Annotated in this window: 32 protein-coding genes; 12 read left to right on the forward strand and 20 right to left on the reverse strand. The window is 73.1% G+C overall.

Annotation, left to right across the window (positions count from 1 at the left end; all coding sequences use genetic code 11):
- The first annotated feature begins 245 nt into the window (after positions 1–245).
- The 4 genes from ACFXAM_RS15515 (at position 246) to ACFXAM_RS15530 (ending at position 3,784) form a co-directional block, all read left to right on the forward strand.
- Positions 246–1,223 (forward strand): winged helix-turn-helix domain-containing protein, encoded by a 978-nt coding sequence (locus ACFXAM_RS15515; RefSeq protein WP_380291342.1) that lies wholly within the window; start codon positions 246–248, stop codon positions 1,221–1,223.
- An 81-nt stretch (positions 1,224–1,304) separates the two neighbouring features.
- Positions 1,305–1,862, forward strand: coding sequence for a GNAT family N-acetyltransferase (locus ACFXAM_RS15520; RefSeq protein ID WP_380291344.1), 558 nt, complete (start codon positions 1,305–1,307; stop codon positions 1,860–1,862).
- Positions 1,863–2,663: 801 nt separating this feature from the next.
- Positions 2,664–3,128, forward strand: a complete 465-nt coding sequence (locus ACFXAM_RS15525; protein WP_380291346.1) for a hypothetical protein — start codon at positions 2,664–2,666, stop codon at positions 3,126–3,128.
- A gap of 74 nt (positions 3,129–3,202) precedes the next feature.
- Complete coding sequence (locus ACFXAM_RS15530) at positions 3,203–3,784, forward strand: hypothetical protein (RefSeq protein ID WP_380291348.1); 582 nt, start codon at positions 3,203–3,205, stop codon at positions 3,782–3,784.
- 190 nt (positions 3,785–3,974) lie between these two features.
- Here ACFXAM_RS15530 and ACFXAM_RS15535 read toward each other — a convergent pair whose 3' ends face one another.
- From ACFXAM_RS15535 to ACFXAM_RS15570, 8 genes are all read right to left on the reverse strand, one after another.
- A complete protein-coding gene (locus ACFXAM_RS15535; protein WP_380291350.1) occupies positions 3,975–4,979 on the reverse strand; it encodes a hypothetical protein in 1,005 nt (334 codons plus the stop codon).
- A gap of 261 nt (positions 4,980–5,240) precedes the next feature.
- The gene (locus ACFXAM_RS15540) at positions 5,241–5,459 is read right to left on the reverse strand and encodes a DUF6879 family protein (protein ID WP_380291399.1); all 219 of its coding nucleotides are present in this window, start codon (positions 5,457–5,459) and stop codon (positions 5,241–5,243) included.
- A gap of 67 nt (positions 5,460–5,526) precedes the next feature.
- Positions 5,527–6,408, reverse strand: a complete 882-nt coding sequence (locus ACFXAM_RS15545) for a phosphotransferase (RefSeq protein ID WP_380291352.1) — start codon at positions 6,406–6,408, stop codon at positions 5,527–5,529.
- 71 nt (positions 6,409–6,479) lie between these two features.
- A complete protein-coding gene (locus ACFXAM_RS15550; protein ID WP_380291353.1) occupies positions 6,480–6,965 on the reverse strand; it encodes a glycine-rich domain-containing protein in 486 nt (161 codons plus the stop codon).
- A 121-nt stretch (positions 6,966–7,086) separates the two neighbouring features.
- Positions 7,087–7,929 carry a helix-turn-helix domain-containing protein gene (locus ACFXAM_RS15555; protein WP_380291355.1) on the reverse strand — a complete coding sequence of 281 codons (843 nt, stop codon included), beginning with the start codon at positions 7,927–7,929 and terminating at the stop codon, positions 7,087–7,089.
- Positions 7,926–8,678: a DUF6879 family protein gene (locus tag ACFXAM_RS15560; protein ID WP_380291357.1), complete on the reverse strand. Its 753-nt coding sequence runs from the start codon at positions 8,676–8,678 to the stop codon at positions 7,926–7,928. Before ACFXAM_RS15560 ends, ACFXAM_RS15555 begins: the two co-directional genes overlap by 4 nt.
- Before the next feature lie 144 nt (positions 8,679–8,822).
- Positions 8,823–10,001 carry a methyltransferase domain-containing protein gene (locus ACFXAM_RS15565; RefSeq protein ID WP_380291359.1) on the reverse strand — a complete coding sequence of 393 codons (1,179 nt, stop codon included), beginning with the start codon at positions 9,999–10,001 and terminating at the stop codon, positions 8,823–8,825.
- Complete coding sequence (locus tag ACFXAM_RS15570; RefSeq protein ID WP_380291361.1) at positions 9,998–10,141, reverse strand: hypothetical protein; 144 nt, start codon at positions 10,139–10,141, stop codon at positions 9,998–10,000. Before ACFXAM_RS15570 ends, ACFXAM_RS15565 begins: the two co-directional genes overlap by 4 nt.
- A 583-nt stretch (positions 10,142–10,724) precedes the next feature.
- Here ACFXAM_RS15570 and ACFXAM_RS15575 point away from each other — a divergent pair.
- The gene (locus ACFXAM_RS15575) at positions 10,725–11,321 is read left to right on the forward strand and encodes a hypothetical protein (RefSeq protein WP_380291363.1); all 597 of its coding nucleotides are present in this window, start codon (positions 10,725–10,727) and stop codon (positions 11,319–11,321) included.
- A 65-nt stretch (positions 11,322–11,386) separates the two neighbouring features.
- Here the strand turns inward: ACFXAM_RS15575 and ACFXAM_RS15580 are convergent, their stop codons facing one another.
- From ACFXAM_RS15580 to ACFXAM_RS15590, 3 genes are all read right to left on the reverse strand, one after another.
- Positions 11,387–11,677 (reverse strand): DUF397 domain-containing protein, encoded by a 291-nt coding sequence (locus tag ACFXAM_RS15580; protein ID WP_380291365.1) that lies wholly within the window; start codon positions 11,675–11,677, stop codon positions 11,387–11,389.
- Between the two features lie 166 nt (positions 11,678–11,843).
- Entirely contained in the window at positions 11,844–12,026 is a 183-nt protein-coding gene (locus ACFXAM_RS15585) for a DUF397 domain-containing protein (RefSeq protein WP_380291367.1), read from the reverse strand.
- Positions 12,023–12,910 carry a Scr1 family TA system antitoxin-like transcriptional regulator gene (locus ACFXAM_RS15590; protein WP_380291369.1) on the reverse strand — a complete coding sequence of 296 codons (888 nt, stop codon included), beginning with the start codon at positions 12,908–12,910 and terminating at the stop codon, positions 12,023–12,025. Before ACFXAM_RS15590 ends, ACFXAM_RS15585 begins: the two co-directional genes overlap by 4 nt.
- A gap of 126 nt (positions 12,911–13,036) precedes the next feature.
- On the opposite strand from ACFXAM_RS15590, the gene ACFXAM_RS15595 reads away from it, so the two are divergent.
- Together ACFXAM_RS15595 and ACFXAM_RS15600 are read left to right on the forward strand one after the other, a co-directional pair.
- A complete protein-coding gene (locus tag ACFXAM_RS15595; protein ID WP_380291371.1) occupies positions 13,037–13,552 on the forward strand; it encodes an ATP-binding protein in 516 nt (171 codons plus the stop codon).
- Positions 13,539–13,724: a hypothetical protein gene (locus tag ACFXAM_RS15600; protein ID WP_380291373.1), complete on the forward strand. Its 186-nt coding sequence runs from the start codon at positions 13,539–13,541 to the stop codon at positions 13,722–13,724. Before ACFXAM_RS15595 ends, ACFXAM_RS15600 begins: the two co-directional genes overlap by 14 nt.
- A 32-nt stretch (positions 13,725–13,756) precedes the next feature.
- Here the strand turns inward: ACFXAM_RS15600 and ACFXAM_RS15605 are convergent, their stop codons facing one another.
- Entirely contained in the window at positions 13,757–14,155 is a 399-nt protein-coding gene (locus ACFXAM_RS15605) for a RidA family protein (RefSeq protein ID WP_380291375.1), read from the reverse strand.
- 72 nt (positions 14,156–14,227) lie between these two features.
- Here ACFXAM_RS15605 and ACFXAM_RS15610 point away from each other — a divergent pair, with 72 nt between their 5' ends.
- Together ACFXAM_RS15610 and ACFXAM_RS15615 are read left to right on the forward strand one after the other, a co-directional pair.
- Positions 14,228–15,178: a LysR family transcriptional regulator gene (locus tag ACFXAM_RS15610; RefSeq protein ID WP_380291377.1), complete on the forward strand. Its 951-nt coding sequence runs from the start codon at positions 14,228–14,230 to the stop codon at positions 15,176–15,178.
- Positions 15,179–15,269: 91 nt separating this feature from the next.
- The gene (locus tag ACFXAM_RS15615; RefSeq protein ID WP_380291379.1) at positions 15,270–15,743 is read left to right on the forward strand and encodes a hypothetical protein; all 474 of its coding nucleotides are present in this window, start codon (positions 15,270–15,272) and stop codon (positions 15,741–15,743) included.
- Between the two features lie 77 nt (positions 15,744–15,820).
- On the opposite strand, the gene ACFXAM_RS15620 is transcribed toward ACFXAM_RS15615, so the two are convergent.
- The 4 genes from ACFXAM_RS15620 to ACFXAM_RS15635 form a co-directional block, all read right to left on the reverse strand.
- Positions 15,821–16,849, reverse strand: a complete 1,029-nt coding sequence (locus tag ACFXAM_RS15620; RefSeq protein ID WP_380291381.1) for a hypothetical protein — start codon at positions 16,847–16,849, stop codon at positions 15,821–15,823.
- Positions 16,850–16,939: 90 nt separating this feature from the next.
- Positions 16,940–17,899 (reverse strand): arsenic resistance protein, encoded by a 960-nt coding sequence (locus ACFXAM_RS15625; RefSeq protein ID WP_380291401.1) that lies wholly within the window; start codon positions 17,897–17,899, stop codon positions 16,940–16,942.
- Positions 17,900–18,034: 135 nt separating this feature from the next.
- A complete protein-coding gene (locus ACFXAM_RS15630) occupies positions 18,035–18,526 on the reverse strand; it encodes a hypothetical protein (RefSeq protein ID WP_380291383.1) in 492 nt (163 codons plus the stop codon).
- A gap of 142 nt (positions 18,527–18,668) precedes the next feature.
- The gene (locus tag ACFXAM_RS15635; RefSeq protein WP_380291385.1) at positions 18,669–19,604 is read right to left on the reverse strand and encodes a helix-turn-helix domain-containing protein; all 936 of its coding nucleotides are present in this window, start codon (positions 19,602–19,604) and stop codon (positions 18,669–18,671) included.
- Between the two features lie 99 nt (positions 19,605–19,703).
- On the opposite strand from ACFXAM_RS15635, the gene ACFXAM_RS15640 reads away from it, so the two are divergent.
- Both ACFXAM_RS15640 and ACFXAM_RS15645 read left to right on the forward strand, forming a co-directional pair.
- Complete coding sequence (locus ACFXAM_RS15640) at positions 19,704–20,507, forward strand: NAD(P)H-dependent oxidoreductase (protein ID WP_380291387.1); 804 nt, start codon at positions 19,704–19,706, stop codon at positions 20,505–20,507.
- 110 nt (positions 20,508–20,617) lie between these two features.
- Positions 20,618–21,268, forward strand: a complete 651-nt coding sequence (locus ACFXAM_RS15645) for a GNAT family N-acetyltransferase (RefSeq protein WP_380291403.1) — start codon at positions 20,618–20,620, stop codon at positions 21,266–21,268.
- On the opposite strand, the gene ACFXAM_RS15650 is transcribed toward ACFXAM_RS15645, so the two are convergent.
- Positions 21,226–21,702: a hypothetical protein gene (locus tag ACFXAM_RS15650; RefSeq protein WP_380291389.1), complete on the reverse strand. Its 477-nt coding sequence runs from the start codon at positions 21,700–21,702 to the stop codon at positions 21,226–21,228. The two genes, ACFXAM_RS15645 and ACFXAM_RS15650, sit on opposite strands and share 43 nt — an antisense overlap.
- Positions 21,703–21,730: 28 nt before the next feature.
- Entirely contained in the window at positions 21,731–22,804 is a 1,074-nt protein-coding gene (locus ACFXAM_RS15655; protein WP_380291391.1) for an ArsR/SmtB family transcription factor, read from the reverse strand.
- A 284-nt stretch (positions 22,805–23,088) separates the two neighbouring features.
- Between ACFXAM_RS15655 and ACFXAM_RS15660 the strand changes: the two genes are divergently transcribed.
- A complete protein-coding gene (locus ACFXAM_RS15660) occupies positions 23,089–23,595 on the forward strand; it encodes an RICIN domain-containing protein (protein WP_380291393.1) in 507 nt (168 codons plus the stop codon).
- A gap of 67 nt (positions 23,596–23,662) precedes the next feature.
- Here the strand turns inward: ACFXAM_RS15660 and ACFXAM_RS15665 are convergent, their stop codons facing one another.
- Together ACFXAM_RS15665 and ACFXAM_RS15670 are read right to left on the reverse strand one after the other, a co-directional pair.
- On the reverse strand, positions 23,663–24,451 hold the full coding sequence (locus ACFXAM_RS15665; RefSeq protein WP_380291395.1) for a hypothetical protein: 789 nt from the start codon (positions 24,449–24,451) through the stop codon (positions 23,663–23,665).
- A gap of 92 nt (positions 24,452–24,543) precedes the next feature.
- Positions 24,544–25,092: a PadR family transcriptional regulator gene (locus ACFXAM_RS15670; RefSeq protein ID WP_380291397.1), complete on the reverse strand. Its 549-nt coding sequence runs from the start codon at positions 25,090–25,092 to the stop codon at positions 24,544–24,546.
- Positions 25,093–25,672: the final 580 nt, after the last annotated feature.

Genomic DNA, 25,672 nt, shown 5'->3' on the forward strand with positions numbered 1-25,672 from the left:
GGTCCGCGCGCCCCCCCCCGCCGGGGCGCCCCCCCCCGCGGGGGCCCCCCCCCCCCCCCCCGGGGGGCCGGCGGGCGTTGGGCGGCCCCCACGCCCCGCGCTCGCCCCGCGCCGCCGTGCCCCGTGCCGCGGCGGTGCGAGGCATGACCAACCCTCCTCTCCCGGCGCCCCGGCGACTACGCTTTTGCACGAGGACGCAAACGATCCGCGCCCAGCACCGCCAGGGCCCGCCCAGGGATGCGCTGTTGATAGAGCTCCGCCTGACGACCGACGACCTCGACCGGATGCGGGTCGCCGACGAACCCGACTTCGGCTACGAACTCGCCCTGAGCGGGAGCCACTTGGCCATGCGGTCGGCCGCCCGGCACCTGACGGCGTGGCGCCGGGACGTCGCCCGGGCCTGGAACCCGCAGCACAACCGGCTGTTCGACCTCTACACGGACCTCTACCTGCCGGCCTTCTTCGACGAGGCCGCCCGCCCCGCCCCGGCCCCGGTCGACCCCGGGTCCCCGCCCGCCGTGGCCCACCTGGTGGACCTGGCCCGCTCCGGCGCCCTGACGCCCTTCACCCGCGGCCTCGTCGAGGGCGACCCCCGGGCGGGCGCCGCCCTGGACCGGATCCTCGCCGGCCTGCGGACCACCGCGCTCGACCCCTACCGCCGGCGCATCGCCTCCCGGGTCTCCGCCGCGGCCGCCAGGACGCTCACCCACGCCGCCCTCGGCGGACCGCCCGGCCTGCTGCGCGCGGTCCACCCGTCGGTCGACTGGGACGGCCGCCACCTGCGTCTGAACACCCGCGTCGACTCCCTGGACTCCCTCGAAGGACGGCCCTTGATCCTCCAGCCCTCCGCCCTCGCCACCGGGATCTCCTTCAACCCGCTGGAGGACGAGGTGATCATCAGCTTTCCGGCGACCACCGCCCCGCTCGCCCCGGACCCCGAACTCCACGTGCCGCCCCGGGCCCTGGAGTCCCTGCTCGGCGCGACCAGGGCGGCGGCCCTGGTCGCCGCGGTCAGGACCCCGGCCCTCACCACCAACCGGCTCGCCGCCACCCTCGGCGTCTCCCCCGCCGCCGCGTCACGGCACGCCTCCGTCCTGCGCGACGCCGGCCTCCTCGCCACCGTCCGCAACGGCCGGACCGTCCACCACCACCCGACCCGCCTCGGCCTCGACCTCGCCCACCAGTCGGCCGCCGCCGACCGGGCGGAGCGCGCGGAGGGCTGAGCCGGGCCGCCGTCCGATCCGGTTCCCGGAGGCGGGCAGCGCGCTCCGGCCGGCCGTTCGTGCACCCGCTAGGGTGGACGAATGGATGATCTTGGAGCCATCGCCTGGCCGCCCGCGCCGATCATGACCGGGAGGCTCGTGCTCCGCGCGCCCGAGGCCCGGGACCGTGCGGCGTTCGTCGAGCTGTCCGCCTCGCCGGAGGTGAACGCCTACGTCGGCGGGCCCCGGCAGCGCGAGGTGCTGGAGCGCGAACTGCCCGAGGTGCCCGAGCAGTGGCCCGGCAGCTTCGTCGTCGAACTCGACGGGGCGATGATCGGACACGTCCTGCTCCGGCGGGCGACCGGCCACCGACGCCCGGCCGCCGCGGGGAAGCTCGACCTCGGCTACCTCTTCCTGCCCCGAGCCTGGGGACTCGGCTACGCCACCGAGGCGTGCGCGGCGGCGCTCGACTGGCTCACCGCCACCCTGCCCGGCGAGCCGGTCGTGCTCACCACCCAGAGCGCCAACACCGGCTCGATGCGGCTCGCGGCGAAGTTGGGGTTCACCGAGGTGGAACGCTTCGAGGCCTGGGACGCCGAGCAGTGGCTCGGCATGCGACCGCCGCCGAGCGCCGCGACGCGCATCGCGGATCGTGGATGACCTGACCGTCCACTGATCGGTCCCGCTCCGCGACCTGGCCGCAGCCGGCGCAGGCGAGGGCCTCCATCATGCTGACGCCGGACCGGATCCTGCACCGCCGTCTCCGCGCGAGACGGCGGCCGGGGTCTGGACGGCGGTCGGCAGCATGCCGGCAGCGTCGCGCAGGACGGTGCGCGCCCCCGGGCCCGGCGCCCCTGCGGGGCGTCCTGCTTCTCGGCCGCTCAGCAACGCCGGCGCCGCCCCGGGCTGCCGGCGCCGGTCCACATTCCGCTCCGCCTGCCGTGACCGGACCCTTCGACGGAAGGCCGAGGCCGGCACTGCGGAGACGCCTCTTCGCGAACCGAACCTCACCCCGCCGGTCGTCCGGAGGCGCACACGCTCCCCCCTGGACGAGGACGCCCCCCGCGGAGCCGGCGGTGCCTTCCGTGTGCCGCCGAGGCCGTTCCGGCCGGGGCGGGCGCGTGACGACCACCGACGCCGGGCACGGCGGGCCGGGCCGATCGAGGTCGACGGGGCACGTCACCGCCCGCGGCCCCCGGTGGGGCGCGGGGCCGGCGAGCCGGTGACGGTTTGAGCCGGCCCGCCGGTTGTCATGGATGCGGGCAGAGGTGGGTGGACCTCGGGGGCAGGCGGGCCCGGCCGGACGGCCGTTACCCGTCGGTCGCCGGTGACGGGCCGTCAACTCCGGTGCCAGGCTCGCGCTGAGGGCCCGGAGCCGGCCGACGGCGGAGACCGTCGTCCGCCGCCCCCCGGGGGCCGGGCCCTCACCATGTCGGCGGACGGGTCATCGGGAGGTCAGTGGTGAGGACGAGGAAGCTCGGGCGGGCGGCCGGGGCGGTGGCGGTGGTCGCCGCGACGGTGGCGGGGACGGTCGCCGGGACGGCGGGCACCGCCGGCGCGGCCTCGCTGGAGACGATCAGGCTCTGGTACTGCGACAAGCCGACGGTCTCGGTCGAGAAGCTGGCCGGCCTGAACGGCCTGTACCTCTGCGGAGGCGGGTTCGGCCGGGAGATGCCGATCTACACCTTCGACGACGGGACGGTGCAGACCTTCTTCATCGGCACGGACCACGCGGTGTGGACCTACTGGACCAACCCGGACGAGACCCGCAGCCCGCTGGTCTCGCTCGGCGGCCGCGCCACGAGCGACGTCCGGGTCAACGCCCACAACGGCGCCTTCGTCCAGCTGGAGGTGATCGGCACCGATTCCCGGCACTGGTTCAACAACCGTTCGGCGAACGGCAGCTGGAGCGGCTGGTTCCGGTAGCCGGACGCGCCCCGGACGTGCCCCTCCGCCGGCCGGTCGGCCGGCGGCCCCCTTCTACGAACCGGAGATCAACTGTGGGAAGCAAGAGGCTCAGCAGGGCCGCCGTGGTCGCGGCCACGCTGGTGGGCACGCTCGCCGCGACGGCGGGGACCGCCAACGCGGCCTGGGTGGACTACGTCAGGGTGGACCGGTGCCTGAAGCCGGCGGTCACGATCGAGGATCCCTTCCGCCAGGGCGACCGGATGCTCTGCGGTGGCAACGAAGGGGACATGACCCCCTTCTACACCTTCGACGACGGCACTCAGCAGTACTTCTACATCGGGCCGAACCACGATGTGTGGACCACCTGGAACAAGCCGAACGGGGACTTCGGCGGCCGGGTCTCGCTCGGCGGCGTCGCCACCGGCGACATCCAGGTCCTGGAGCGCCCCGGAGAGGTGGACGTCGTCGTGCAGGCGATGGACGGCGGGTTCTGGTACAGGTCCCGCTACCAGAACGGGAGCTGGAGCAACGGCTGGCTCCCGTGCGCCCCATCGGCGTGCCACGACATGCGCACCCCTCCCGGGCGTCCCCGTGCCGTGACGCCGGACGTCACGGCTGCGGAAGGCGCGGCGGACGCGGCGGGCCCGGCGGGCCCGGTGGCATCGGGAGGCTGAGCCCACCTCCGGATGCCACGGGGCGCCGGCGGCTGACGGGCCGGAAGCGGTGGCTGGCCGCCGAGGAGGAGATCTTCACGGTCGACGAGGAGTTCGTCAGGTTCAAGCTCGTCCACCCCTGATGCCGGACGAGTCGTAGGCCCCCCTCTCCCGGGAGAGGGGGGCCTACGCGTGGGCCGGGGTCAGCGGATCAGCTGTGACGCCCGGAGGCGGCGGTGCGGCGGCGGCGGGCGACGAACACGGCCGCGGCGCCGCCCGCCGTGAGGAGGGCGGCGCCGGTGGTCAGCGCGACGGTCTGGGTACCGGTGTCGGCGAGGCTCCCGCCGCCGGTCCGGGCGACAGGGGCGAGGGTCGGGCTGCCGCTGGGGCTCGGGGCGGCGGCGGTCGCGGACGTCGAGGCGGTGGCGGTGGCGGTGGCGGTGCCGCTCGCGGCAGCGGTGGCCGTCGCCGTGCCGGACGGGCGGGCCGTCGGGCTGCCGCTGGAGCTCGGGCTGGTGGAGGCCGTCGCCGTGGCGGTCGGGGACGCCGTGGCGGTCGGGGACGCCGTGGCGGTCGGGGACGCCGTGGCGGTCGGGGACGCCGTGGCGGTCGGGGTCACCGTCGCCGTGGGCGTCGCGGTCGCCGTGGCGGTCGGCGTGGGCGTCACGGTCGCGGTGGGCGTGGGCGTCACGGTCTGCGTCGGCGTGGGCGTGGCCGTCGGCGTAGGCGTCGGCGCGCTGACGAGCGTGTCGACGGCGGCGTTGCCGACCGGCTGCTGGGAGAGGTTGACGGCGTCGGCCCGGGTGGTCACGGTCCCGCCGGCGGTGGGAACGACGGTGAGGGTGATCGACACGGGGGTGGTGAACGTCGCCAGGTGCCAGCAGCTTCCGGACGAACCGGCCGCGAAGTCGCAGGTCCACATCTCGTCCGAGGTCGTCGCGGAGGTCACGGTGGCCGCGGCGCCGGACAGGGCGATGTTGACCATCGGGGCCCTCGACCTGGTGTCGGGGTTGTCGTTGGGCAGGTCGACGGTGACGGTGTAGGCCGTGTTCACCGGGACCGGCCCGGCGGGGCCGGCGATGCGGACGCTGGTGGCGGCGTGGGCGGCACCAGCGAAGGCCAGCAGGCCGAACGTGGTCACCGCCCCGGTGAGCAGGACCGGCAGGCCGCGCCGACCGCGGCGGGACGGTATCGCGGTGGAGACGAAAAGGGACATGGCTGGGGTGTGTCCTCCGGACAGGGCGCCGCGTCGCGGCGGGCCCTACCGGCCCGTCACGACGCAGCACGGCAGGGAAGGTACGCGAGACGTGTGTGTCCGGCTCACGATCCTGCCATGACATCCACAAACGGACTCACGCTTCCTCAGATCTGCTGAAGGGAACATGACCTGATAGCCACGCAGGAGACGGGTTCATCCCGCCCCCTGCGCTGCCAGCACCCTTGCCGCGAGTACCGCAGCGTGCTGCCGAGTCGGTTCTCACGCGGCGCCGTGCCGCTCCCACCAGGGCTCGAACGGCTCGGCATGGCTCAGAGCCGTGTCCCTGAGGGCGATCCACTTCTCGGGGCCGGGTTCCTCCTCGGCCCCGGTGAACACTCCGCCGTCGGCGTACGCCATCGAGACGGTGGACGATTCGTCGAACATCCAGAAGTCCGGCGCACCGGCCAGCGGGTTCGGCTTGTCGGTGACATCCAGGATGTAGAACTCCTCGCCGGCGGAGGCGAAGTCGGGTCGGCTGACTCGCCGGTTCGTAGGATGACAATGGCTAGCCGAGCCGGTGGCGGAGCCAGGCGAGGCCGTGGGTGCTGAGCGTGTCCCAGTGGCGGCCGGGGGTCTCGGCGGCGCGGAGGGTCCACAGACCGGTGAGGATCGCGCCGAAGGCCGTAACGGAGCGCTCGGGCGCGGCGCGCCACGGGGACACGCTGTCGGCCCAGCGCTCCGCGTGCTCGGGAGTGTGTCCGGCCTCGATCAGCCGGACGACCAGGTAGGCCGTGTCGGCCCACGCGGCACCCGGGGCGGGAAACGCCCAGTCGACGACGCGCACGGCCGGTCCGTCCACCAGGAGGTTCGGGCCGGTCAGATCGGTGTGGACCAGGGTCCTGCCGTCGATCAGATCGGGCGCTTCCCCCTCGGCCAGGGCCAACGTGTCCAGCCGTGTCACGGTCCACGGGTCGAGCCGGTCCCGGTGCCGGGCGCCGAGCGTCTGCCAGAGGTCCTGACCCGACCACCGGTCGGCCAAGCTGAAGGCGCGCAGGGGCGGCGCGGGGGTGAGTACTGTAGCGAGCGTCTCCAGCGTCCGCGCGACCAGGGGCAGATCAGCGGACCCCGGGGAGAGATCCGCGTGCCTGCCCGGAACGTGCTCGAATCCCAGAGCCAGCCACCCGCCGGCTTCGGTCTTCCAGAGCATGCGGGGCGCGATGTCCGCCGGGAGTACGGCATTCACGACGGACTCCAGACGGTGCATCCACGCCTTCGGGTTGTCCTCGCGCACGGCCTTGCAGAACACCGGTCCGCCGGGCGTCTCCAGCGTGGCGGCGAAGTCGGACACCGTTCCCGCCGTCGGGGCAACGGCAGCGGTCACCGCGCCCGTCCGGGCTTCGATACCGACGCGCAAGGCGTCCGGCAGTTGCGTCCAGATGTCGGCCATCAGGGGTTTCCTCGGGGTCGGTCCCGCCCGGCCCCGGATGGCGGGGCCGGGCGGGTGAGCTGATTCCGTTGCTAGCTGCTGTGGCAACCGCGGTGGCACTGGGAGCACTTGCCACTGCCGCTGGTGTCGCTACCGTCCCCTCCACTGCCTTCGGAGCACTCGGCCGACATGCTCCACAGATCGGCGTCCACGGCGAACCCGCTCGCCTCGATGACGGCCGCTGTGGGGGCGATGCCGATGCCCTTGGTGGATTCGTCCGCGCCGTCGGTCGGCACGTGGTGGAGGAACCGCCCGGACAGCGCGTGACAGAAATCGGCGTATTCGGTGGTGTGGAGAATGAACGTGTGCCATCCGATGTCCACCAGGCTCGACGGGGCGAGCCCGGCGCCGGGGTTGACCGCGCACGCTCCGAGGAAGGCGAGGGCCTGGTCCATGATGCGCTCGGCGAGCCCGGTCTCCATCTCCTCCGCCCGGGCGATTCGGATGACCATCCGATCGAACAGGGCTGGTTCGATGAGGGACCTGCCCGTGATCCGTTCCGTGCTGATCGACGTCACGTGGAATCAACTCCCCTGCTGGTCGAATCTCTCGACCAGCACGTTAGGCGTGCGGGAAGCGGTGACGGGCCCGTGATTCTCGAATATTCCAGGGCTTACGGATGGAATTGGCAAGGATTCCTCAAACAGCTCCGAGCGCCCTGCGGCATCGCGTCAAAACCCTGTGGGCATCCAGGCCAAAGACGGCCGCTTCGGCCATCGCGTCCCACACACGTGTGTACAGGGCGATGTTGTCCGCCTCGTCCAGCCACAGTTCCGCGTGCCAGTCCTCGACGATCACAAGCCGGTCATCGTAGATCCAGAACCCGTTGGCGGGCGGCAGGGCGAGCTGCGCCTCGAACGGCACGATCCCCAGCGTGACGGTGTCCAGGCCGATTACGCCACTGAGTCGGTCGAGCTGGGCGGCCATGACGACGGGTGGGCAGACCCTGGCACGCAGCGCGGCCTCCCACTGGAGGATGCGGAACTCCTTGTCCGGCCGGTAGAGCTCCTCCTGTCGTCGGACACGGGACCGCACCGCTTCCTCGACATCACGCGGTGACCGGTGGAGGTCGGCGGCCGCGTTGAACACGTGCCGGGCGTAGTCGGCAGTCTGGAGCATGCCGACGACGAGGGAGCCTTCCCAGGCTCGCAGGACCGTCGACCGCTGGTACTCGATCGTCAGCGTGTCCTGCACCGGCCGGTGGCCGGCCGCGAGCTGCCGTCTCCATGACCGGGACTGCGACTCGAACGCCCGCAGCCTGGCCGCCAGTTCGGACGCCACGGCGGGCTGACCGACACCCGCTGCCCATGCCTTGAGGTCGTCCTGGGTGGCGGTCTGCCGGCCGGTCTCCAGTTTGCTGACCTTGGACTGGGTCCAGCCCAGGTGCTCGGCCAGTTCCCGGCCCGTGAGTCCGCCCTCGGTGCGCAGCTCGCGGAGCCGCAGACCGAGGGCGGTGCGCGCTTGTTGGAAGTCGGTGCTCACACGCCGGACGGTACCTCAGCGGCGAAGGCCCGGTGCGGCACGGCGAAGTGCCGGGCGGCATCGCGGACCTGGCAGGCGCGAGCGACCTTGATCGGGTCGGTGATCAGCTCCACACCGGTCAGGTCGTCGTCGGGGTCGAAGTGCAGAAGGGCGATGACACGCGAGTCGAAGAGCCAGGTGTCCTCGGCCGGGAGGCCGAGGCGATCGGCGTCGGCGCGCCAGAGGTACCGGATGTCCTCGCCGACGGCGCCGTTCCGTTCGGCGTTGTCGAGCAGGTACCGCTGCCCCGGGGTGGGCGGGCTGTCCATGATCCGTACCCGCTCGAACCGCTTGCCGAGGGCCACCTGCTCGCGGCGCGAACGGCACCACGGGTCCTCCAGGTCCCAACCGGCCGGCTGCCCGGCGGTGAACCGGCGGTAGGTCTCGGTGAGTTCGTCGGACCGGTACCTGCGCCGGGTCTCCAGCCGGAAGGCCGTGTGCTCGAAGCTCTCGAACATGCCGTCGAACTCGTCGAAGCCGATCAGCACCGGCTCCCGCTCCACGTCTCGCGGAGCGAAGTCGGCGAGCAGCACGCGGGGAACGACCACGAACCCTTCGCCGGGTTTGACGTTGCGGAGCTGTGCCACCTCGTCGGGATCCGTGACGACTTCGCCCTGCACCAGCACCTCTCCGGTCTCGACGTCCTCGTAGAGCGTCGGACACCCGTTGTTCCCCGAGTTGCTTCCGATGTACCGCAGTCGTCGGCTCACAGCTGCTCCCCTCGCTGTCGGTCTGCCCGGTTCAGGATGCCGTGGGGCCGTCCCCTGAATGGGTGCTGATTCTCGAAAATTCTCCCAAGATGCCAGAAGGCCGCGACCCGGGCGGCTCGTCGCGAAGCTCGGTTGCGGGTCTCTTCAGGGCTGCCGTGGGATCGGGTGGTTCGGGGTGTCGAGCCAGGGGGTGTGGCCTTCGGGGGTGGCGGTGAGGCCGAGGCGGGGGTGGGTGGGGCGGCCGTGGGTGGTCCACCAGTGGTGGGCGGACTCGACTTCGGTCCAGAGGCGGCGGGGGCCGGACTGGTACACCTCGTACTCGGTGCGGCCGCGCTCGTAGTCGGCGGAGGCCCAGGACCGCTTGTCCCTGCTGTAGAGCCACAGGGTGTAGGCGTCGTCGTCGTAGCGCTCGGCACGCCAGAAGGCTCCGGGGACGGCGAGGCCGATGACGAACTGCTGGAACCACTCGCCGGTGTCCCGCGGGGAGAGCGTGGTCGTGCTCCGCACGCCGTCCGCCGGCCACGGGACCCCGTGCAGGTAGTCGGCGAACGGGGGCCGCTGCGTGCGCTGCTGGCGCAGCCGCATGAAGGCGGAGCCGCCCGTGAAGCGGCCGACCGCCCGGGTCCCGTCGTCGCTCACGGTGAGCCGGACGATCTGCTCGCCGCCGTACTCCGTGCCGAACGGCGCCACGATCACCGCGCCCGGGGCCGCCTGCGCCAGCCACGCCGGGGGGATCGACAGCACGGAGCAGGTGGCGATGATGCGGTCGTACGGTCCCCCCTCGGCCCACCCCTCCCGGCCGTCGCCCTCGACCACCCTGGGCGACAGTCCGGCGCGTTCCAGGTTCCTCCGGGCACCGCGGGCGACGTCCGCGTCGTACTCGACGGACACCACGTCGGCGTCGCCCAGGCGGTGGGCCAGGAGGGCCGCGTTCCACCCCGTGCCCGTGCCGATCTCCAGCACCCGGACGCCCGGCCGGACGTCCAGGTCCCGGAGCATCGAAGCCACCATGGTCGGCATGGAGTTGGAGGAGGTGGGGGTCGCGCCGAGGCCGTCGCCGTGGTGGCGGCCGTCGTCCCACTGGGTGGTCAGCGGGATGTCCGAGTGGACCGCGCGCCACCACGCCTCCGGGTCCTCCGAGCGGTGGACGGCGGGGTGCTGCCTGGTGCCGTTCGCGATGCCCGGCCAGATCCGGTCCGGGACGAACAGTTCGCGGGGCACGGCCTCGAACGACGGGAGCCAATCCGGCGTCAGGGCGCCGCTGGACACCAGCGCGGAGGCGAGCCCCCGGGGGCCCGCCTCCTGGTGCGTCCCGCCGGTCACTTGCCGCCCGCCGGGTTCTGGCCGTCCGAGGTGTTGCCGCCCTCGTCCGAGCCGCCACCGCCGTGCCCGGAGCCCTTGTTGCTGTCGTCCTGCTGCTTGCCGCCGTCACCGGGGCCGGTGCCGCCTCCGTGCTTGCCCATCTCGGTGCCCTCCGTGCTCGTCGTGCCTGCGGGAAGGTCGCTCTCCCCGTGTGGTGCCCGGACGCCGAAGGCCCGGTTCCGGCCCTCCGGCGGGAGTCGGTGTCGTGAAGCACACCGGATCGCCGCTCCTGGCCCTCCCTGTGAAGCAGGGCCACTGAAGTGCACACCCAGCGTACGGAGCGTCACCGGTCGATTCCACAGCGCAGCTCCCACGGGGTAAGGGCGGCCCTCGCACAGCAGGTGGCCGTCGGGTCGACTGCGTGAGCGCCACGGGCGCCGGTGGCGCCGGCCGGGGATCACCCAGCGACCGTACCGGGTGATCGCGGAGTCCCAACCCCCTGGAGCTGCCGCCCTTGAGCCGGGCAACTCCACATCTCACCGCGAAACATCACCCGCCGTTCCATTCCGGGGCGAAGGGACTTCACTCAACAGCTTCCTCACCTTCAGATGCACACGGAGGATACCCCCCAGCCTGCGGGCCATGGCCGAAACGGTGTCCGATTTTCGTATCGCAACGACCCGCTGTCTAATATTTCATTGCGCGTGCAAAGCACTTGATCGGCACACGAACGGAGAAGTGATCATGCGATTCCGCGCACTGACCGCCGTTTCGGCGCTCACCGCCCTCACGCTCCTCGGCATGGTTCCGGTGGCGCAGGCGGCCGGCCCGTCCGCTCCCGCCTCGAACACCGAGGTCAAGATCGAGAAGCTGACTCCGGAACTGTCCCGGGCGGTGGACGCGGCGCGCGCGGAGGCGGTCGAGTCCGGAACGGCGAGGTCGTACTACGTGTGCTTCCAGGCGCACGCGCGGGGCGCCGGATGGACCAACACGGTGTGCAGCGACGGTCCGGGCTTCACCGGATCCGAGGGCCACAACGACCCGATCGACCGCGTCGTCTTCACCGTGGGCGGCGGCCTGGACTTCAACACTCAGCTGCACTTCAGGAACGAGGGCACCACCGCTCCGATCCACGTGCCTTCGAGCTACCAGGTCGAGCTCTCCAACCCCAACGGTAACGTGATCGAGGCCATTCGCCTGTGGAGCAGCAACGCGCCCATGAAGGCCGCCGCCCACGTGCAGAACGTCGGCTGGAAGGGCACGGACCAGTGGTCGTACGACCAGTGGATCGGCAGCATCGGTGAGGCCCGCTGGATGGAAGCCTTCTGGATCGACATCTGATCGGCTCCTGGGGGTTGGCGTCGCACCGACGCCAACCCCTAGGCGCTGGTTGGGACATGCGGGAGTCAGACCGACCGGGCGAAGTCGAGGAAGGACTGCCAGGCGGTCGGGGTGAAGGTGAGGTGGGGGCCGGACTTGTCCTTGGAGTCACGGACGAGGACGGCGGAGGTCGTCTCGGCGACCTCGATGCACTCGCCGCCTTCGTTGCTGCTGTGGCTGCTCTTGTGCCAGCCGACCTCGATGCACTCGCCGCCGTCGGGGCCGCTGTGGCTGCTCTTGAACCAGGCGATCTCGACGCAGGCGCCGCCCTCGTTACCGCTGTGGCTGCTCTTGAACCACACCAGTTCGCTGCTCATGGCTCTCCCTGAAGTGAGGCTGTTGTAGCGCGCGTTCAGGATACGGAGCGCCCGTCCACGAGGCCATGGGGCACAACCCGCACAGGAGGGGGACGGGACCCACACAGAAAGCGGCCGTCCACTGAGGGGTGGACGGCCGCGATGCGCCGAGCGGGGAGACTGGTCGTCAGACCGACTGCGCGAACTCGACGAAGGACTGCCAGGCCTCCGTCGAGAAGGTGAGGTGGGGACCGGACTTGTCCTTGGAGTCACGGACGAGCACGGCCGACGTCGCCTCAGCGACCTCGATGCACTCGCCGCCCTCGGCACCGCTGTAGCTGCTCTTGAACCACACCAGATCGCTGCTCATCGCTCTCCCAGAATCTTCTCGATCAACGACAGGGACTCCTGCGGAGTGCACGCCTGGGCCCGGAGGGTGCCGTACCGCGCATTCATGACACGAACCTCCTCCTGATCCGTGATCAGCCTACTGCTTGTCTGCACCTCGATGTAGGCCATCTGCGGGCGGTTCTTCGGGGTGATCAGGATGAACGGGCCATCCACTCCGGCGTGCTCCGTACGGTCCATGGCGAGCACCTGAATCACCATGCCGCGGGTGCTCCCGACCTTCAGCAGGTGACGCAGCTGCGCCTCGTGAACGTCCCAGCCTCCCAACGGCCGACGAAGCACGCTCTCGTCGATCACCCAGCTGAACACGGCGCGAGGCCACTTCGTCAGGATCTCCTGCCGCGCCATGCGGGCCGCGACGCGCGTCTCGATTACCTCCTCGGGGAGGATCGGCTGGCGCATGGAGAAGACAGCACGCGCGTGGTCCTCGGTCTGCAGGAGTCCGGGGATTCCGTACAGGCTGACACAGTGAAGCTCGTGGGCCACCGCCTCCAGCCCCGCGTACCCGCGGAACCACTCGGGGTGCCGCACACGCGCCTTGGCCTTCGCCCGCTCGATGTCGTCGGCGATGACGAGCAGCAGCCCGCCGGCGTCCAGCACCCTTTCCGCCGCCTCCAGCAGCTCCCGCTGCGGCGTCCGCTTCCCCTGCTCCACCGCACCGATCAGGCTCTCGGTGTAGCCGACCTCCTTGGCGAACTCCTTCTGCGTCAGGCCCGCCCGCTCGCGCAGCAGCTTGATCTGCTTGCCGACCGCTCGCAGGAAGTCCGACACCTCGGACAGGTCCTCGTCGAGCTGCGGGCGCGCCACGTCGCCGCTGTCTCCGCCGGTCCCCTTAACTTCGGTCATTCCGACCTCCCCATTTTCCGGTCACGGCCGACCGCCGTCACGTGACACTTTCCGCACACACACAGGCACTCACCGTGCCCACCGGATGCGTCGTCAGCCTAAGCCCGGGGGGGCAGGCTTTTCCCCATGAAGTCCGAAATTCCCCTCGACGACCCCGAGCCGCGCGCCCACACCGCGCTCCTCACTGCCACCCCCAAGGGCGCCGCGATCGGCCGTCGGATCGCCCGGCAGCAACTCACCGCCTGGGAGCTCAACTCCCTTTGGCCGGAGGCTTTTCACCATGCCCTGATCATCGTCGCGGAGCTGGCCGCGAACGCCTCCACGCACGGGCGCATGCCGGGGCGCGGGTTCGAGCTGCGCCTCTCGCTCACCACCGCGCGCCGGGCGCGCACCACCGTGCTCCGGATCGAGGTCTCGGACTGCCGGGGCGACCGCCGGCCCGTCCTCCCGTCGGCGGCCTGCCCGATGGACTCCCAGTCGGGCCGCGGACTCACCCTGGTCGACGCGCTCGCCGACCGCTGGGGCACCCTGCCCCGGGACCCCAGCGCCAAAACCGTCTGGGCCGAACTCGACCTCTCCATGGCCGAGTTCAAGCCCGCGTCCGACCCCTCCCCCACCCCCACCGACGATGTCGCCGCCTGACCGGACCCCGCACACCCGCCACAGCCCGGCCGCCGCCGCGGCCTACACCGTCCTCCCCCTCACCCTGCTCCTCGCACTGGTCGCCTGGATCTACCCCGTGCTCAAGTACCACCACAACCTGCACCACCCCACGCCCCCGGCCGCCACGGCGGCCGTGTCCCCCAACCCCTGACCGCCGCACAGGAAGTCGGCCCCGCCGACTTCCTACTCCTCCCCCGCCGCCGGTCGCCGGGCGTCGACCTCGATCTCGATGCGCATCCGGGGGTCGGCGAGTCCGCAGACCATCATGGTGGCGGCGGGCCGCACCTCCCCGAAGTACCGGCGCAGCACGGGCCAGCAGGGCTCGAAGTCCTCCCGCTCCGGCAGCAGGTAGCGCACCCGTACCACGTCGGCGAAGGTGCAGCCGGCCTCGGCCAGGGCCGCGCCGATGTTGCGCAGGCACTGCTCGGCCTGCTCGACCGCGCCCTCGGCGATCGTCATCGTCCGGTAGTCGAATCCGGTGGTCCCGGACACGTGCACCGCATCGCCGACGACCACCGCCCTCGCATAGCCGATCTGCTCCTCGAAGGTGGAACCGCTGAGAATGGCACGTCGCTCCGTCATGCGGCGAACGCTAAGCGCGCTGCGGCGATACGTCCAATACCCGGAAAACCATCGCCTGATATCCCTAGGAATATGGACCGCCCCGAACTCCCGCTCCCCCAGTTGCACGCTTTCGCCGTGCTCGCCGATGAACTGCACTTCGGGCACGCCGCCGCCCGGCTCGGCATCGCGCAGCCCCCGCTGAGCCAGCAGATCGCCCGTCTGGAGGCGAAGGTCGGGCACCCGCTGTTCGTCCGCGCGCCGGGGCGCGTCGCGCTCACCCCGGCCGGGCACGAGCTGCTGCCCGCGGCGCGGCGCGCGCTCGCCGACCTCGCCGACGGGCTGGCCGCCGCCCGGGCGGTGGGCGACGGGCGGGCCGGGCGGCTGCGGATCGGGTTCTCGGCCTCCCTTGCGCTGACCGTCCTGCCACCGCTGCTCGGCACCTTCCGCGCCCGCTACCCGGGGGTGGACCTGGACCTCCGCGAGATGACCACCGCCCCGCAGCTCGCCGCCCTCCAGGAGCGGTCCATAGACGTCGGGCTGCTGCGCGAACCCCCGGAGGACGCCGAAGCGGGGCCGCTCGACTTCCGGACGGTGCTCACCGAGCCGTTCGTCGCCGTGCTCCCGGCGGACCATCCGCTCGCCGCCCAACGGTCGGTCGAGGTCGCCCAGTTGGCGGACTCGCCGTTCGTGCTGCTGCCGCGCCCGGTCGGCCCCCGGCTCTACGACCGGATCACCGGGCTGTGCGGAGCGGCCGGCTTCGCCCCGAGGATCGCGCAGCACGCGGTGGAGTGGCCGACGGTGTGCGCGCTCGTCGGCGCGGGGCTCGGGGTGTCGCTCGCCCCGGCGAGCATCCGGCGGCTGCGGCTGCGGGAGGTCGCCTTCCGTCCCGTCGAGCCGCGCACCGCCCGCACCCGGGTCGCCGCCGCCTGGCGACGGGAGGACCGCAGCCCCCTGGTGGCCAACCTGCTGGCGGCCCTCGACGGGAGCGGCGCCGCGCGATCGGGATCGAGCCGGCCCGGATTTCGTTCGTCCACGCTCTAGATTTAGATCTCATACGAACAGTATGGTTGCTGCCAACTGACCGCGGCAGCAGCCCGGTTGGACACGCGTCACGTCTTCCCCTGGGGGGAACATGAAGAAGCCCGGCATTCTCGCCACCATGGCCCTGACCCTCGCGGCCACCCTGGGCCCCGTCGCCACCGCCCAGGCGGCACCGGCCCAGAGCGGCCCCGAGGCCACCACGACGGCCACCAGCAGCACGGTCGCCACCACCGCCGGCGGCTGCGTGGTCATGTTCGACGACGGAGCCCCGGTCGCGCCCATCCTGTGCAACACCGAGCCCCGCGACATCGACTGGCCGGACGGCCGCCGCGAGTGGGTGATGATCGGCAGCGACCAGCAGGTCTGGCACACCTACCAGTTCAGCGCGAACGGATCCTGGTCCAACTGGTCCGTCCTCGGCAGCGCCAGCGGCGTCCAGGCCGGCGTCTGGCGCTGGTACAGCACCCTCAGCACGCCCGTGGTGAAGGTGTACGGCAGCGACTCCAACTACTGGTGCAACACCATCGGCGGCAACGGCATGTGGACCGACTGGTACACCTGCTGACCCGTAGCCGGGTGAGCGGACGGGAGTCGGTGCGACTCGGCGGTGCCGGTCGCGCCGGCTCCCGTCCTCGCCTCCCCCTACCCGGCGGCCGGGTGGTCGGTGGTGATCGCCTTGACCATGCCGTCGGCCCGGGCCTGGCCGTACTGGCTGACCAGGGCGTCGTGGAACAGCTGCCACTGGTGCTTGATCTCCACGGTCGCCTGCTCCATCACCTGGGTCAGGTTGTTCTTGCCCTCCGAGAACGGCAGCTTCGCCCGCTGGAAGCCGCTGTGGTCCTTGGCCAGTCCGACGCCGTTGCCCCGGTACTGGGCGTCCGGATCGCCGTCCTGGTGGGTCACCCGCGGGGAGCCGTGTTCGCAGTCGTTGTTGCGATCCCCCTGGGCGTCCTCGTCGTTGTGGTAGCACCCGGTGATGAGGCGGGGGTCCAGTCGCTCGGAGAACTTGGCGAGGACGTTGAGCTCGGACCAGTCCTGCCGGTAGACGGCCATGTCGAAGATCGGCGCCGGTGCGGACTGCGCGAGGCCGGGGGCGTTCAGGTGGCTGACCTTCTGGGTCAAGTCGTGCTTGTCGGCGTAGTTGCTGTGCGCGTAGAAGTCCTCGATCGCGTGCCAGGAGCGCCCCAGGCCGTCGAGGACCTCGCACTTCTTGAGATCCGGCCCCTCGTCGAGCTTGCAGTCCTTGACTTCCACCTGGGCCTTCACCGGCGCTCCCGCCGCGTCCACGAGGCCGTCGGCGGCGGAGACGGCCCGGATGAAGCCGGTGTACGCGTACTGCGCGCAGTTCTGCAGGTCACGGAAGGCGCGCAGGCGGCTGCGCGGGTACGGCTTCCCGCCGTTGTCCTCGTCGGTCAGGTAGTCGGCGTTGTCGCAGTGCTCTCTGGAGTCGTCCCCCCAGGGCTTCTTGTCGCTGACGTTGACCGCGCGGGCGGCCAGCTCGCTCGTGGCCTTCTCGAACGTCACGGCGTCCAACGTGATCTTGGTGTGGTTGGCCGTGACGAAGGCCTCCGCCGGGGAGGCGGTCGCCAGGAGCTGGAGCAGGAGGCAGCCGACGGCCACCGGGCCGAGCAGCCGCACCGGCAGGCGGTGTCGCGGGTTGTCCTTGGGCATGGGTCCAGTGGAACCCCGATCGGCCGCGCACGGAGGTGTGTGCGCGGCCGATCGGTGGAGCGTGGAGGACCGTTCTCCTCCGGACGGGCTCTAGCGCGGCACGGCTCCCGCGCGCGCCGGGACCAGCCGGGGCACCAGGCGGACGTAGGCGACCATGCCGAGCACCTCCACCAGGGTCTGGGTGACGACGACGGCGGCCGCGACGGCGAACGCGTCCGGCAGGGCGAGGGCGAGCGGCAGGACGACCAGGGAGTTGCGGGTCGCGCCGGTGAAGACGATCGCCCGGGAGGCGCCGGTGCCGAGCCGGAAGAGCCGGGCGACGGCCTTCCCCGCGAACGCCATCACCACCAGAAACAGCACGTAGAACGGGATCACCCCGGCGACGTCGCCCAGACTGTCGCCCAGCTTCGGGACCTGGGAGGCGACCACCGTCAGCAGGGTCGCGGCCATCAGCGGCACCATCGTGGTGGTCGCGGCGTCGGCGACCCGCTGCCCGGCCGGACGCCGCGCCGCCCAGGCCTGGAGCAGCCAGGCGAGGGCGAGCGGGACCACGATCAGGGTGAGGAAGGCCCGCAGGAACGGCCCGACCTCGACGATGTCCGCCAGCTCCGGGCCCATGAACAGGTAGAGGAACACCGGGAGCAGCAGCATCTGCGCCACCAGCAGCAGCGGAGTGGCGGCGAGCAGGCGGCGGTTGGAGCCGCCGGCCAGGCCGGAGAAGACGATGACGTAGTCCACGCACGGGCAGAGCAGCACCAGCAACACCCCGATGCGCACCGCCCGGTCGTCCGGCAGGAAGGCGAACAGGGCGGCCACCACCAGCGGGACGACGGCGAAGTTCACCGTCAGCGCGGCGGTCAGGAAGCGGGTGTCGCGCAGCGAGCGCAGCAGTTCGGCGGCGGGCACCTGGAGGAAGGTGACGAACAGCAGGGCGCCCAGTACGGGGTTGATGGCGTGCTCCAGGCCGGGGCCGGCGCCCGGGGCCAGCCACCCCAGCAGCCCGCCGAGTGCCATCGCGGCGAGGTAGACCGCCACCTGGTGCTCGTCCATCCACGCGACCGGGCCTCCGCCGCCCTGCGGTCCTTGCTCCGCCACCCTCACCGCTCCCCACATCTCGACGCCGGGCCGGCCGCCACGGTGGCGGACCGGCGTCCATCCTCGCAGGTCAGGAAGGGGACCGGCGGCTCAGGAGCCGTCCTGGCAGGAGGCCTTGCGGCGCTTGTCGAACTCCTTGGCGGTGAGCAGCTTGTAGTCCCAGTCCCAGCCGCCGGCCGCCCAGGTGCCGGCCGGGAGGGCGAGCAGCACGTCCCCGGGGACGGTCACGGTGAGGGCGCGGTTGCGGACCACCTCGACGGTGTAGCGCCGGTCGGCGCCGAGCCGGGCCGGGAGCCGGCCGTAGGTCATCCAGCCGGGCGGCAGGGCGCCGAGGTCGACGGTGTCCACGACGGAGCGGCCCTCGTGCGGGCGGACCTCCAGCTTCTCCGCGCCGGGGAAGACGGTGACCCGGACGGCGTGCAGGCGCTCGTCGTGGCACACGCCGGTGCGGACGACCAGCTTGCCGGCCTCCACCCGGACGGCGATCAGCTCGTCCTGCTTGGGCTGCGGACCGCCGCAGCCGACCACCGCCGCCACGGCCGCGGCCACCGCCACCACCACGCCCCACCTGCGCCGCCGCACCCCGTGCCTCCTCCGCACCCGACCGACCTTCGACTCGTCCGGCCTTCGACCCGACCGGACCGATCCTGCCCCACGGGGCGCACGCGCCGCACAGGAGGGGCGGTTAGGGGGCGCGCGAGGTGGTGAAGGGGGGCGCGCGGGCTCAGCGCGCCGTCACGGCCCCGGCGAGGCGGGTGAGAGCGGCGGCCGCGGCGGTGTCCCCGCCCGGGGAGAAGACGTGCAGGACGAGCCCCGTCTCGCCGGGGCCGGCGGGGACGTGCAGGGCCTCGAAGTCCAGGGTGAGGGCGCCGGTCAGCGGATGGTGCAGGCGCTTGCGGCCCGCCGCGCACATCACCACCTCGCCGGACTCCCAGATCCGGCGGAACTCCACGCTGGCCGCCGACAGTTCGGCGATCAGCGCGGTCAGCTCCGCGTCGTCCGGCCAGGTGCCGGAGGCCACCCTTAGCTGGCCGACCGCCTCGGCGGCGCGGGCCGGCCAGTCCGGGTGGACGGTGCGGGCGGCGGCGTCCCGGAAGAGGAAACGGGCCTGGTTGCGGTCACGGCGCGCCGGATCCCCCGCGCCGCCGAGGAGTTCGGCGCCCAGGGCGTTCCAGGCCACCACGTCGAGGCGGTGGTCGGTGACGAAGGCGGGCAGGTCCGCGCCCAGCGCGTCCAGCATCCGGCGCAGCACCGGGCCCACCCGGGGCGTCGGCGGCGGCACCCGGCGGCCGCAGGCCAGGGTGTCCAGGTGGCGGCGCTCCGCCTCGTCCAGGCCGAGCGTGCGGGCCAGCGCCGCCAGCACCTCCTGCGACGGCTGGGTGGAACGGCCCTGCTCCAGGCGGACGTAGTAGTCGACGCTGATGCCCGCCAGCTGCGCGAGTTCCTCGCGGCGCAGCCCGCGCACCCGCCGCCGGCCACCGCCCGCCAGCCCGACCCGCTCGGGGGCGACCCGGCCGCGGCGGGCCCGCAGGAACTCGCCGAGGGCGCGCCGGGGGTCGACGGAGCGGGCGGCCCGGTCGGCGGGGACGGCTCGACCGGCGGGGGCGGCTCGACCGGCGGGGTCCGCCTGACCGGCGGGGGCGGTGGTGGCGGTGTCCATGCCCTCCAGTATGGGTGGCCCTCGCAGTACCAGGAGCGGGAGTCCACCGGAAGCACAGGGATCTGGCCGCGCGGCGCGGGGCGGGCGAGGGTGGGCGTCATGAACAGCCACGCACCCCAGCAGCCGCCCGCCGACCGGCCCCGCCGCGTCCTGGTCGTCACCGCCCACCCCGAACCGCGCTCCCTCACCGCCGCGTTGGCGGACTTCGCCGTGGAGCGGCTGCGCGCCGCCGGGCACCAGGTGGAGGTGTCCGACCTGTACGCGATGAAGTGGCAGGCCGGTCTCGGCGCCGACGACTTCCCCGGGCACCCGGCCGGCGCCCGGCTGGAGGTGCTCGCCGCCCAGGGCGAGGCGACCCGCGCCGGGCGGCTCGCGGCGGAGATCGCGGCCGAGCAGGAGAAGCTGCGCCGGGCGGACGCGGTGGTGTTCCAGTTCCCGCTGTGGTGGTTCTCGGTGCCGGCGGTGCTGAAGGGCTGGATCGACCGGGTGCTCACCTTCGGGTTCGCGCACGGCCCCGACGTCCCGCCGCCGTACAGCGAGGGCGCGCTCGGCGGCAGGCGCGGGCTCCTGGCGGTGAGCGTCGGCGCGCGCGAGTCGGCGTTCTCCGACCGGGGCGCGCACGGGCCGCTCGCGGACGTGCTGTTCCCGCTGCAGCACGGCGTGCTCTGGTTCACCGGCATGGCGGCGCTCGAACCCTTCGCCGCGTACGGGACGGTGGGCCTGCCGGAGGAGGAGTTCGAGGCCGTCGCGGAGGCCTACGGACGGCGGCTGGACGGGCTGTTCACCGAGGAGCCGGTGCCGTTCCGGCGGCTGGACGGCGGCGACTACGGGCGGGACATGCGGCTGCGGGAGGGTCTGGAGCGGCCGGGCACGAGCGGGCCGGGGCTGCACCTGCTGCGCTGACTCAGTGGGGCGGAAACCGGCTTGACCAACGCCTCTGTGGATCAGCAGGGTTGGGCGGGTGACCGGCACGGATGTCCGCGCGTTTCCCGCCTCACCGTCGGAGTGTGCCGATTCCCTTCCCGTTCGACGCCCCGCCGCTGGAGGGCCGCCTGGTCCGCCTGGAGCCCCTCGACCGCCGGCACCTCGCCGACCTCGCGGCCGCCGCCGAGGAGGAGCGCGGCTCCTACGGCTTCACCGCCGTCCCGCGCGCCGAGGACCTCCCCCGCTACCTCGACGAGCACGCCGCGCGCGTCGAGGCCGGGCGGCTCGCCCCCTACGCCCAAGTGGACCGCGCCACCGGACGGGCCGTCGGCGCCACCGCGTACTGGGAGCCGCGGACGTGGCCGTCCGGCGAGGGCCTGTGCGCGATCGAGATCGGCTGGACCTGGCTCGCCGCCTCCGCCCAGGGCACCGGAGTGAACACCGAGGCGAAGTACCTGCTCTTCCGGCACGCCTTCGAGCAGTGGCGGGTGGCCCGGGTCGACCTCAAGACCGACGCCCGCAACGCCCGTTCGCGCGCCGCCCTGGCCGCGGTCGGCGCCACCTTCGAGGGCGTGCTGCGCAACTGGTCGCCGTCGTGGGCCCCCGGTGAGACCGGACGGCTGCGCGACTCGGCGATGTTCTCGGTCACCGCCGAGGAGTGGCCGCGGACGCGGGCCCACCTGGAGCGGCGGATCGCTCAGAAGGAAGCCGCGGCGAGGACCGCGCCCCACGAGGCGTAGACCACGCAGAGCAGCAGCCAGACGCCGAGACCGGCGGTCACGGCGGCGAGGATCCGGCCGAGGCGGCCGCGCCGTTCCTTCGGGCGGCGCAGCTGCCGCACGCCGAGGACGATCAGCAGGACGGCGACGGCGCCCACGGCGCAGGTGAGCACGGGGTTCTGACCGAAGGCCAGGACCGTGAGCGCGACGACGGCGGCCAGGGAGGCGGTGGTCAGCAGCGCGAGCAGCGTGCCGAGCACCGCCTCGCCCACGAGTTCGAGCACGAACTCGCCGATCGCGCGCAGGCAGCCGCGTACCGGGCCGTGCGGGGGGTCGGTCACGGGTGTCGGGTCGCCCGGCCGGTGGACGGGGGCGTGCGGGGCGGGTCCGTCAGGGGCGGGGGCGTGCGGGGCGGGTCCGTCCGGGGCGGGGGCGTGCGGGCTCGCGTCGCTCATGGTTCCCCCTCCCCCCGGTCCCGGCACGCTAGCACGGGCGGTCCGGGGTGGCGGGGCGGTCGGGACCCGCCGGCCGGTCCGGGGTGGCGGGCCGGGCCGGGCCCTGCGGGCGGTCGTCGAGGAGGGCCCGGCCGAGCGGGGTGAGGGCGTGGCGCACGCCGGGGCCGGTGCGTTCGGTGGTCAGCAGGCCGGCGGCGCGCAGGACGGTGGTGTGGTGGCTGGCGGTGGCGGCGGAGGTGCCGGTGCGGCGGGCGAGTTCGGCGGTGCCCGCCGGGTCGGCCGCCGCCCGCAGGGTCCGGGCGCGGGTGGTGCCGAGCAGCGCGACGAGCGCGCCGTCCTGCTCCTCGGCGGCGGCCGCCGCCCAGACCGTCCGGTAGGTGGTGAGGTCACGGGCCAGCGGGTAGTGCAGCACCAGCGGGTGTTCCGGCCCGCGGTTGTCGGTCATCGCCATCGGCTCGGGCCAGAAGAAGGTGGGCACGAGCAGCATGCCGGTCCCCCGCAGGTGGATGTCCGCCTCCAGCGGGCAGGGCACCGACAGCACCGGCGCCGTCCAGCGGATGTCCGGATGCAGCGAGCCCAGCAGGCCGTCCAGCCCCGTGTCGGCCGTCGCCAGCGCCCGGGCGGTCCGCTCGGTGTGCGCGGCGGCCAGCAGCTGCGACCAGTAGGGCGCGACCGCGAACGCGTGGTACTGGCGGATCCTGCGGTCCACCACGCCGCGCCACTCGCGGGAACCGCCGTGCAGTTCGCGCACCCAGCGGGGCGTCCTCGGCCGCAGGTACTCCAGGACGGTCAGGTCCGCCGCCCAGCGCCGGCGCGGCAGCGACCAGGTGTGGTCCAGGCTGTCCGGCAGGCTGTCGGTGGCGGCGTGCAGGAACGCCTCCGGGGCCTCCGTCGCCCCGGCGGGCGTCGCCAGCTCGAACAGCGCGCCCAGTTCGGGGCGCAGCCGCTTGCGGGTCCTGCTGCGCCAGCCTTCCAGGGCCACTCCCCCCACATCGCGGGCCTGTACCAGGGACAGGCTCAGGACCGTCTCGGTGAGCGGGTCCGGTGCCCGCGCGATCCGGACCCTGGTCAGGTCGTCGTGGGTGAAGTGGATACGCAGCAATCCGGGCCCTTCCGTCGGCCTCCCGGCGGGGTGCGGCGACGTCCCGGACGCGCCCCCACCGATCCCTGCGGCCCCGGGCGGCCGTGAGCCCACCGTAAGCGGACCGTTCGGGCGCGTCGGGCGCGTTGCCCGGCTCTGACCGGTTCGTGGCACGGCGCGGACATTGCGCGGCCCGAATTCGATGCAGCTCGAATGGTCTTGGGACGAACCGCGTCCGTTCGTGAGACTGGCGGCCGAGGGCGCCCCAGTGCGGCGCCCCGTCCCAGGTGAGGAGTGCGTCCGTCATGCGATTCACCCGTCAGTCCGTCGTCCGCTCCGGTGTCGTCGCGGGCAGCGTGCTCGCCGCCGCGGCCATGCTGGCCTCCCCCGCGCAGGCCGCGCCGGTGTTGCACGGCTACGCGAACGCCGTCCAGGGCAAGTGCCTCGACATCCGCGGCGGCTCCACCGCCGAGGGCGCGCTGCTCCAGGAGTTCAGCTGCAAGAACGCCTCGAACCAGCGGTTCTGGTCGGACGACTCGGCCGTCGGCGGGACCGAGATCCGGGTGCAGAGCTCGTTCCTCTGTCTCGAACCGACCACGCCGAACACCTACAGCACCATCATCCAGCGCCAGTGCTCCGGCGCCGGCAACCAGCGCTGGGAGCTCGTCCCGGCGGGCGTCAACGCCGTGGCGCTGAAGAACAAGGCGAGCGGGCTGTGCCTTCAGGACTGGCTCTCGGGGGACGGCAGCCGGCGCGACGTCATCATGTGGACGTGCGACAACAGCTCCTACCAGGCGTGGGTGATGCGCTAGTCCGGCGGGCGGGGCGGACCGGGCGGAGCGGGCGGTCCGGGCGGTCGGTTCCGGGTGCGGCCGCCGTTCAGACGGCCGCACCCGGGGCGGCGGTGGAGCCGGCCTGCCGGCCGAGGGTGCGCTCGGCCTTGGCGACGGCGGCCCGGTAGTAGAGCGAGGCGAGCTGCGAGGCGTCCGAGTCGCGCTGGAAGAAGCCGTAGGCGAGCGCGACGTCCCCGAGGCGTTCGAGGCCGAGGTAGCCGTTCAGCCGGACACCCGCGAGGGTGCCGTCGAGGCGGACGGCCGGGGCGCCCTCGCGGTCGCCGAGGGCGAGGGGGGTGACGGTGAAGGTCACGGTCTCGCCGACGTCGTCGGTGAAGGTGAGGCTGTGGCAGTCGGCAAACGCGGCCGTGGCGGTGGCGAAGTCGGCCGTCAGGCGCTCGGGTTCCTCGGCGGTGAGCGCCTCGGTGATCATCGGGTTGCCGTCGGGGCCGTCGAACTCGGCCTCCTGGTGCGGGTTCTGGGACGGCGCGTGGGCGCCGGTGCGGTTCAGCAGGGCGCGCAGCGCGTCGCAGCCGGCCACGGGGGAAGCGCCGGTGCCCGATTCGGCTTCGGGTGAGGGTGAGGGTGCGGGTGCGGGGCTCTCCGTGTCGAGCGGGACTTCGGTGAAGTCGGGGCCGAGCTCGGCGGCGGTGAGCAGGGCAGCCCTGAGCTGGGCGTCGGTGGGCAGTCCGGGGGCCGTGTCGGGCGCGGCGGCGGGAGCGGGCGCGGGAGCGGGCGGCGTGGGCGTACCGGTGGCGAGCGTCGCGGTGCCGAAGGTGAGAACGGTGGCGGCGGCCATCGCGGTGAGGGCGAGGAGCGGCCTCGGGAGAGACATACGGGCCCCCCGGTCGACGGAACGGGCAGGGACAGGCGTCCAGTGTCCCACCGGCCGTCGCGCATCGCCCGTCCGGCGGGAATCGCCGCAGCTCAGGAAGGGTTCGGCCGGGCCGGGGGCAGGGCGTCCAGGGTCTCCTGGAGCCAGTTCACCCAGAAGGTCTCCAGGCCGATCCCGGCCCGCAGCACGGCGTGCTGCAACGGGTCGCCGTTGCGGTCCTCGGCGGCCCGGAAGTCGCGCCGCTCGATCTCCTCGTAGTGCGCCAACTGCTCCCGGTGCAGGGCGAGGTGCCGGCGCAGCTCGACGTCCAGGCCGGCCGTGCCGACCACGGCGGCGGCGCGCAGCCGCAGCAGCAACGGGTCACGGATCGGCCGGGGCTCGTCGGCGGCGCCCGTCCACCGCTCCAGCTCGGCCCGGCCGGCGGGCAGCACCTCGTACTCCTTCTTCTGCCCCCGCACCGGCCCGGCCTGCGACAGCGCCCGGATCAGCCCGGCGGCCTCCAGCCGGCCGAGCTCGCGGTAGATCTGCTGGTGGGTCGCGGACCAGAAGAAGCCGATCGACCTGTCGAACCGCCGGGTCAGCTCCAGCCCGGAGGACGGCTTCTCCAGCAGGGCGGTGAGGATGGCGTGCGGCAGCGACATGACACGATCCTAGGGTCGGCCTCCGCACCCCCGCCGCCGGGCAGGGGCGGGGGCGGGGCGGCCGACGACAACGCGGTGTGGGGGTGCCCCGGGAGTCCTGCGGCATCAGGGCCAACGAGGCGGAAACCACCCGGCGGCGGGGACACCTCCCCGCCGCCGAACCACAACCCACCAACCACACCAACGCCACATGGGGCCGCCCCCGGCCGAAAGCTCCGGCGCGGGCCACCGCCAAGGAAGCTCCCGATCTCCTGCGGCATCAACAGCCAGTCCACCCAGCCGAAGGCCACGGACCAAAGCCGATCGGCAGCGGGGACACCCACGCGCCATCGGGCCAAGGTCATTGGCAGCCGACACCACCACCACGCGCCCCCAAACGAAGGCTGCGAGGCGAGGCCCATCCGGCGGCGGGGACACCTCCCCGGCGCCGGACCAAGGCCGTCAACGACCGACAACACCGCCACGTGGAGACACCCCCGGCCGAAGGCCGGGACCGGAGCCGAAGGCCGGGACCGGAGCCGAAGGCCGGGACCGGAGCCGAAGTCCGGTAACCGAGCCGAAGTGCGGGACGGGAGCCGAA

It is taken from the genome of Kitasatospora sp. NPDC059462 (genome assembly GCF_042749955.1).
GTDB lineage: Bacteria > Actinomycetota > Actinomycetes > Streptomycetales > Streptomycetaceae > Kitasatospora.

Coding starts and splice junctions, on each gene's coding strand:
- ACFXAM_RS15590 (WP_380291369.1), bottom strand. CDS start 12,910: ATGACCGAAGTTAAGGGGACCGGCGGAGACAGCGGCGACGTGGCGCGC.
- ACFXAM_RS15585 (WP_380291367.1), bottom strand. CDS start 12,026: ATGAGCAGCGATCTGGTGTGGTTCAAGAGCAGCTACAGCGGTGCCGAG.
- ACFXAM_RS15520 (WP_380291344.1), top strand. CDS start 1,305: ATGGATGATCTTGGAGCCATCGCCTGGCCGCCCGCGCCGATCATGACC.
- ACFXAM_RS15575 (WP_380291363.1), top strand. CDS start 10,725: ATGCGATTCCGCGCACTGACCGCCGTTTCGGCGCTCACCGCCCTCACG.
- ACFXAM_RS15605 (WP_380291375.1), bottom strand. CDS start 14,155: ATGACGGAGCGACGTGCCATTCTCAGCGGTTCCACCTTCGAGGAGCAG.
- ACFXAM_RS15650 (WP_380291389.1), bottom strand. CDS start 21,702: ATGAGCGACGCGAGCCCGCACGCCCCCGCCCCGGACGGACCCGCCCCG.
- ACFXAM_RS15620 (WP_380291381.1), bottom strand. CDS start 16,849: ATGCCCAAGGACAACCCGCGACACCGCCTGCCGGTGCGGCTGCTCGGC.
- ACFXAM_RS15660 (WP_380291393.1), top strand. CDS start 23,089: ATGCGATTCACCCGTCAGTCCGTCGTCCGCTCCGGTGTCGTCGCGGGC.
- ACFXAM_RS15545 (WP_380291352.1), bottom strand. CDS start 6,408: ATGGCCGACATCTGGACGCAACTGCCGGACGCCTTGCGCGTCGGTATC.
- ACFXAM_RS15600 (WP_380291373.1), top strand. CDS start 13,539: ATGTCGCCGCCTGACCGGACCCCGCACACCCGCCACAGCCCGGCCGCC.
- ACFXAM_RS15635 (WP_380291385.1), bottom strand. CDS start 19,604: ATGGACACCGCCACCACCGCCCCCGCCGGTCAGGCGGACCCCGCCGGT.
- ACFXAM_RS15665 (WP_380291395.1), bottom strand. CDS start 24,451: ATGTCTCTCCCGAGGCCGCTCCTCGCCCTCACCGCGATGGCCGCCGCC.
- ACFXAM_RS15595 (WP_380291371.1), top strand. CDS start 13,037: ATGAAGTCCGAAATTCCCCTCGACGACCCCGAGCCGCGCGCCCACACC.
- ACFXAM_RS15580 (WP_380291365.1), bottom strand. CDS start 11,677: ATGAGCAGCGAACTGGTGTGGTTCAAGAGCAGCCACAGCGGTAACGAG.
- ACFXAM_RS15615 (WP_380291379.1), top strand. CDS start 15,270: ATGAAGAAGCCCGGCATTCTCGCCACCATGGCCCTGACCCTCGCGGCC.
- ACFXAM_RS15640 (WP_380291387.1), top strand. CDS start 19,704: ATGAACAGCCACGCACCCCAGCAGCCGCCCGCCGACCGGCCCCGCCGC.
- ACFXAM_RS15670 (WP_380291397.1), bottom strand. CDS start 25,092: ATGTCGCTGCCGCACGCCATCCTCACCGCCCTGCTGGAGAAGCCGTCC.
- ACFXAM_RS15610 (WP_380291377.1), top strand. CDS start 14,228: ATGGACCGCCCCGAACTCCCGCTCCCCCAGTTGCACGCTTTCGCCGTG.
- ACFXAM_RS15570 (WP_380291361.1), bottom strand. CDS start 10,141: ATGGGCAAGCACGGAGGCGGCACCGGCCCCGGTGACGGCGGCAAGCAG.
- ACFXAM_RS15625 (WP_380291401.1), bottom strand. CDS start 17,899: ATGGACGAGCACCAGGTGGCGGTCTACCTCGCCGCGATGGCACTCGGC.
- ACFXAM_RS15535 (WP_380291350.1), bottom strand. CDS start 4,979: ATGTCCCTTTTCGTCTCCACCGCGATACCGTCCCGCCGCGGTCGGCGC.